General features: G+C 37.5%; 5 protein-coding genes. All 5 read left to right on the plus strand.

Features of this window, described 5'->3' with window-relative positions; genetic code table 11:
* The first annotated feature begins 416 nt into the window (after positions 1-416).
* The 5 genes from FD29_RS05000 to FD29_RS05020 all read left to right on the plus strand — a co-directional run bounded on the left by FD29_RS05000 (position 417) and on the right by FD29_RS05020 (position 6,321).
* Positions 417-911, plus strand: coding sequence for a QueT transporter family protein (locus tag FD29_RS05000; RefSeq protein WP_057887861.1), 495 nt, complete (start codon positions 417-419; stop codon positions 909-911).
* A gap of 77 nt (positions 912-988) precedes the next feature.
* On the plus strand, positions 989-2,188 hold the full coding sequence (locus FD29_RS05005) for a glycosyltransferase family 4 protein (protein WP_057887862.1): 1,200 nt from the start codon (positions 989-991) through the stop codon (positions 2,186-2,188).
* Positions 2,181-3,215 carry a glycosyltransferase family 4 protein gene (locus FD29_RS05010; protein ID WP_057887863.1) on the plus strand — a complete coding sequence of 345 codons (1,035 nt, stop codon included), beginning with the start codon at positions 2,181-2,183 and terminating at the stop codon, positions 3,213-3,215. Before FD29_RS05005 ends, FD29_RS05010 begins: the two co-directional genes overlap by 8 nt.
* A complete protein-coding gene (locus FD29_RS05015) occupies positions 3,215-4,258 on the plus strand; it encodes a lysylphosphatidylglycerol synthase transmembrane domain-containing protein (protein ID WP_057887864.1) in 1,044 nt (347 codons plus the stop codon). Before FD29_RS05010 ends, FD29_RS05015 begins: the two co-directional genes overlap by 1 nt.
* The gene (locus FD29_RS05020) at positions 4,258-6,321 is read left to right on the plus strand and encodes an LTA synthase family protein (RefSeq protein ID WP_057887865.1); all 2,064 of its coding nucleotides are present in this window, start codon (positions 4,258-4,260) and stop codon (positions 6,319-6,321) included. Before FD29_RS05015 ends, FD29_RS05020 begins: the two co-directional genes overlap by 1 nt.
* Positions 6,322-6,723: the final 402 nt, after the last annotated feature.

Here is a 6,723-nt window from a genome sequence, read left to right on the forward strand (position 1 = left end):
GTGAGAGGTCGGTAATTAAAAGTTACCTCCTACTCGATTTATCGTAAATAAAATATCGAATCAGTAGATCTAAAATTTTAACACTACTAATAAATAAAAAAACGTTTAGTCTGGAATGGAATTATGGTGGATGCTCAGCCGTGGTAGTCTCTTGGCTGGCGTCCTTTGCCAGGTTAGAGACAGACAAGCTTAGAGACAATTTGAACTGTAATTGGCTCTAAGTTGCTCTCACTGCGTTCCAGCGTCCACCAGAATTTCATGGAAGACGGCAGTGAACAACCAAACTTGAAAAAGAGTCTGATATGTTGAATCAGAGGGTATTTTTATAGCTTGCGGCAACAAACAAAATAAGATAACCTATTAAGGGCAGTTTGCACTGGTAACCTGCTATGAATAAAAACAGTGGAGGTTTTATTTTGAGTAATTTAAAGACAAGAGATATTACGCAATTGGCTTTGATCGCAGCGTTGTACGTTGCTATCACCATTGCTCCAGGAATTTCAGCATTTTCTTATGGACAAATTCAATTTAGAGTTTCAGAGATCTTGATGTTATTGCCATTTTTTAACCATAAGTACAGTTGGTCATTGATCATTGGTTGTTTGATCTCAAACATCTTCAGTGCCCAATTGGGAATGTATGATATCGTCCTAGGAACCTTAGCAACAGCGGTTGCTTGCCTGATCATCACTAGGATTCCGGCTAAGAATAATTTGTTATGGACTGTACCGGTGGTCTGTGCAGTTGTTAATGGAATCATCGTTGGAGCCGAATTGCATTTCGTATTGAAGTTGCCATTTTGGCTAAACCTAGTTACCGTTGGTTTTGGCGAATTAGTCGTTGTGGCTATTGGTGCGGTTATCTTTTATTTCTTGATGAAAAATCAAAATTTCAGTAAATTAATAAGGTAAGACGGAGAAGAAGGAAGTGATTCCTTCTTTTTTTTGTTATAATCTATTCTATAAAGATTGTGAGGAGATGTGTTTATATGAATATCGGAATTTTTACCGATACATACTTCCCTCAGGTTAGTGGGGTAGCAACATCAATCCAGACATTGAAAAACGATTTGGAGAGAAAGGGTCATTCCGTTTATATTTTTACAACGACTGACCCCAACGTTCCTAAGAACACGATCGAACCAAATATTTTTCGTTTGGCTAGCGTGCCTTTTATTTCATTTACCGATAGAAGAATCGCTATTCGTGGGATGTTTCACGCGGTTGATTTAGCTAAAGAGTTGAAACTAGATATCATTCATACGCAGACAGAGTTTTCACTTGGTATGATGGGTAAGTTTGTTGCAAAACAATTAAAGATTCCATTTGTTCACACATACCACACAATGTACGAAGATTACTTGCATTATGTTTTGAATGGACATCTGTTGAAACCATATCATGTTAAACAAATGACACGGCTTTTTTTGAAGAACGCTTCAGGTGTTGTAGCACCAAGTAAACAAGTTAAAGAAACGATGGATCGTTATGACATCAAAGCACCGATCTCTATTATTCCAACTGGAGTCGACTTGTCAGAGTATACGAAACCAGTCAATGCTTCAGCCGTTCGTGAGAAACTAGGAATTGCGGAAGATACACCGGTTATTTTGATGTTGAGCCGAATCGCTTTGGAAAAGAAGATCGACCACATGTTGAAGTCGATGCCGGAGCTGTTGAAGTACAATCCTAAGATCATGCTAGTCATTGTCGGTGGTGGTCCTGACATGGACGAATTAGTTCAAATGAGTAAGGATTTAGGCGTCAGCAAGAATGTTATTTTTACAGGTGAAGTGGAACATGACCAAATTTCACCTTATTATCACATGGCTAATCTCTTCGTTTCTTCAAGTGATACGGAGTCGCAAGGTTTAACTTATATCGAAGCGATTGCTTCAGGAACTAAGATCATCGTTAGAAGTGCACCTTATACGGATGCTTTGTTGACGGATCCGTCAGTTGGTGTAACATTCAACGAAGATGATCAGTTAGTACCAAAAATCAAAACGTATCTCGACCATCCTAATTCATTTGATGATCGTGAAGCACGTAAAAAAGTATTGTATGGTATTTCATCTGACGGCTTTGGAAATGCGATCCTTGATTTCTACCGTCACGCTGAGGACTACTTCGTAAGAGAGAAGCTTTCTGATTCATCAATCGATCCAGAGGAGTATTCTAATGATTAAAATCAACATGTTTTCATCTGCAGACAAAGTTGCTGGCCAAGGGGTCGGCAGTGCATATAAGGAGTTGATCAATTTATTAAAAGATCACTTCAGCGATGAGTTCGATATTAAGATCAATGACTATCACAGAAGTGACTTGAGTCATTATCACACGATCGATCCGCAATTCTATCTGTCTACTTTTTCTAAAAAACGCGGTCGCAAGATCGGTTACGTACACTTTTTGCCTGAGACGTTGGAAGGCAGCATCAAATTGCCTGAACCAGCTAAGAGTGTTTTTTACAAGTACGTTATTAGCTTTTATAAACGCATGGACCAAATCGTCGTTGTCAATCCAACTTTTATCGATAAGTTAGTGGCACATGGTTTGGATCGTAAAAAGATCAAATACATTCCTAACTTTGTGTCGACTGAGAACTTTTATGAGAAGACAGCTCAAGAAAAAGCTGATTTCCGTAAAAAACTCGGGATTCCTGAAGATAAGTTCGTTGTCTTTGGTGACGGTCAAGTTCAAGAAAGAAAAGGCGTCGATGACTTTTTCAAATTGGCTCAAACTAATCCAGATATTCAATTTATCTGGGCTGGTGGTTTTTCCTTTGGCAAGATCACTGATGGTTATGACCGTTATAAAGATATGATCGACAATGCACCAGATAACATGACTTTTACGGGGATAGTTGATCGAAATGATTTGGTAAATTACTATAATATTTGTAGTTTATTCTTGTTGCCTTCATATGACGAATTGTTCCCAATGTCAGTTTTGGAAGCTTTCAGTTGTGGAGCACCAGTGTTGTTACGGGATTTGGAATTGTATCGAGCAATTATCGATGGTTATTACAAAAAAGCTGACGATTTTTCACAAATGAATGAATTCATCAACTATGCTAATCAACATCGTGAAATTCTAGAAGACTACAAGAAGAAGTCTAAAAAAGCAACGACTCAATATTCAGAAGAGAATTTGAGTAAGATTTGGTACAAGTTCTATACGGATCAATATAAAATTGCTAAACGAGATAAATAATGAATAGAAAACAAATAGCTGCACTTTTTGTAATGCTGGGATTGGGAGTCGGTATTTTTTGGTGGGAAGCCAAAGATATCAACTTTAATTCGCTAGTTTCTACATTTAAGGGATTGAACTACTTCTGGCTTGCGGTAGCCTTTTTATCGATTTTGCTATCGTATGGTGTGGAAGCGATGGTTTTACATACTTTATTGAAGAAAAAAGAAGATCGCAAGTTTGGTTGGTGGGAAATGTATCGAATTCCCCTTATTCAAGCCTTGTTTAATGCGATAACGCCTTTTTCATCCGGTGGTCAACCTGCACAACTGATCGGTTTGATGCAATCCAAGATCGATGGTGGCCGAGCCAGTTCCGTCTTGTTGATGAAGTTTGTCATTTACCAACTGATGGTATTGGTGAACTTTGTCGTGGCCATGTTGGTGAGTTTCAACAGTGTTGCTAAGCATTTTTCCGGATTAGCGACGCTGATCGTCTTTGGGATGGTCATTCACGTTGTTACGATTTCTTTCTTACTGATGATCATGTATTACTATGATTTCACAAAAAAAATGGTACAAATTGTTTTGAAACCGGTTTTGTTTTTTCTTAAAGAAGAAAAACGTGATAGAATTTTAAAGTCAGCTATGGATAGTATTGATAGTTTCTATAACGAAAGTTTAGTATTGAAGCGTGAGAAGGCAAAAGTCGTCAAAGCAGCCTTGCTGACAGTCGTTCAACTATTCCTGTACTATTTCGTAGTCTACTTTGTTTTATTGGCATTGAATTGCGATCATGTAAATGTCGTCGATGTATTAGTGATGCATATTATGATCGTTATGATTGTCTCAATTTTCCCAATTCCTGGTGGATCAGGTGGGGCAGAGTTCAGTTTCAAGACATTGTTTGCTGGATTTATACCTTCCGCTTCAGGGTTAGTTTTGGGAATGTTTTTATGGAGATTTATTACGTATTATTTGGGGATGTTCTTAGGGATTATTGCTGTTTCGAAGAAACCGAAAGTTGAACAACAAGTTGCTAATAAATCTATGGAGCGAAAATAATGAAACGTATTACTAAAGGTATTTCCAATTTTCTCAATACTCGGCTGGGATTCGTAGTCCTAGCTGTATTGCTATATACTCTTAAAACCGTCTATGCGTATGAAACTAAATTCAATTTAGGCGTTAAGGGTTCGATCCAAACATTTTTGATGATCATCAATCCGATTCCAGTCATGCTATTATTGTTTGGTATCTCATTGTATATGAAAGGTAGAAAGTCTTATATCTTTCTATTGATCGTTGATTTTCTAGATACGGTCTGGCTATTCTCGAATATTCTCTATTATCGTGAATTCTCAGATTTCTTGACGATGGTACTTATCAAAGGGTCAGGTTCAGTTTCCAACAACCTTGGTAAAAGTATCTTAGGTATCGTGAAACCAACAGATTTCTTAGTGTTTGTCGATGTAATTATTCTGATATTATTGTTGGCATTCCATGTCATCAAAATGGATATCAAACGACTCAACTGGAAGATTCCAGTCTTAGTCAGTTCGTTAGCTGTTCTGTTGTTTGGTGCCAATTTAACTTTGGCCGAAAGTGACCGTTCACAATTATTGACAAGAACTTTTGATAACAACTATATCGTGAAGTACTTAGGGCTCAATGTCTTCAACGTTTACGATGTGATCAAGACTACTAAGACGAATGCGGTCAAGTCGCAGGCTAAGAGTTCGGATATTGATTCGATCGAAAAATATATGAAGTCAAATTACGTACAACCTAATGTGGAATACACTGGAGTTGCTAAAGGTAAGAACGTCTTCATTATTCACTTGGAGAGTTTGCAACAATTCATGATCGACTACAAGTGGGATGGCCAAGAAGTAACGCCTAATTTGAATAAACTTTATCATGAAGATGATACGTTGAGTTTCGACAACTTCTTTAACCAAGTTGGTCAAGGTAAGACAGCCGATGCTGAACTTATGCTCGAAAACTCACTCTTTGGTTTACCGGAAGGATCGGCTATGGTTACTGATGGTACAACCAATACATTCCAAGCTGCACCAGCTATCTTGGATCAACACGGTTATACGACAGCTTCATTCCACGGGGATGTTCCAAGTTTCTGGAATCGTGATAATGCTTATAAGTCATGGGGCTATGATTACTTCTTTAGTTCCAACTACTATAAGCAAAAGAAGAGTTACAATGTTGGTTATGGTATGAAGGATAAGATTTTCTTGAAGGATTCAACTCAATATATCCAACAATTGCCACAACCTTTCTATGCTAAATTGATCACAGTTACTAACCACTATCCATATACTTTGGATAAGAAGAATCAATCGATCGAGAAGACCGATACTGGTGATAAGACAGTTGATGGCTATGTTCAAACTGCACATTACTTGGATCAATCGATCGGTGAATTCCTGGATTGGTTAAAAGCAACTGGCTTAGATAAGAAGAGTATGCTCGTACTCTATGGTGATCACTATGGTATTTCTAATAACCATAAGAAAGCTATGGCTAAATTGACTGGAATCAAAGGATTCAATGACTTTAACGATGCCCAATATCAACGAGTACCATTTATGATCCACATGGATGGTCTAAAGGGTGGTATCAACCATACTTATGGTGGTGAGATCGATGTCTTGCCAACTATCCTTAACTTGTTAGGTGTCAGTGACAAGAATACGATCCAATTCGGTAGTGACTTGTTATCAAGTGAACACTCGCAAGTCGTGGCCTTTAGAAATGGTAACTTTGTCTCACCAACGGTAACCAAGGTCGGAAGTACTTACTACAATACTAAGACTGGTAAAGTAGATAAGAAGATCTCCTCAGCTGAGAAGGCTAAACTTTCCAATAAGGTAACGACGGAATTGTCATTGTCAGACCGTGTTATCAATGGGGATCTTTTGAGATTCCACAAGCTACCTGGCTTTACAACCGTAAATAAGAAGGATTACTCATACAAGAAGTCCAAAGCACTCGCAGAGCTCAAGAAGGCACAGAAGAAGAATGGAACCAGTCTTTTGGCTCAAAACGACAATAAGTCATTAGTTGATCTCTATCAAACAGATGCGCCAGAATTAGACTCTAATAAATAAACTAAAGCACTGAAAGCAATTTGCTCTCGGTGCTTTTTTTGTGCGCAGAGAATAGTTTAAAGTGGTAAAATAATTGAATATTATCCAAGATCAAATGTTTTTTTGAGAAAAGTATAACTTTTTTATGAAAAACACTTGCGCTACTTCTTTATGATTGGTAATATATATCTTGTTGTTGCGACAGAGCAATGACATCAACGCTTTGAGCTTAATTGCTTCGCACTGATCGTCAAAATTATTTTTAAAAAGTTCTTGACTTGATCTTGTAACTTCGGTAAGATAATTAAGCTGTCTGTTAGACATCACCTAACAAAATATCATTCACTTGATAATTTGTTAGAAAAAATATTTTAAAAAGTTCTTGACAAGTTATTGTCAGCTTGATAAAATGTTTAAGTGCTA

The organism is Companilactobacillus mindensis DSM 14500 (assembly GCF_001434275.1).
In the GTDB taxonomy this organism is placed as follows: domain Bacteria; phylum Bacillota; class Bacilli; order Lactobacillales; family Lactobacillaceae; genus Companilactobacillus; species Companilactobacillus mindensis.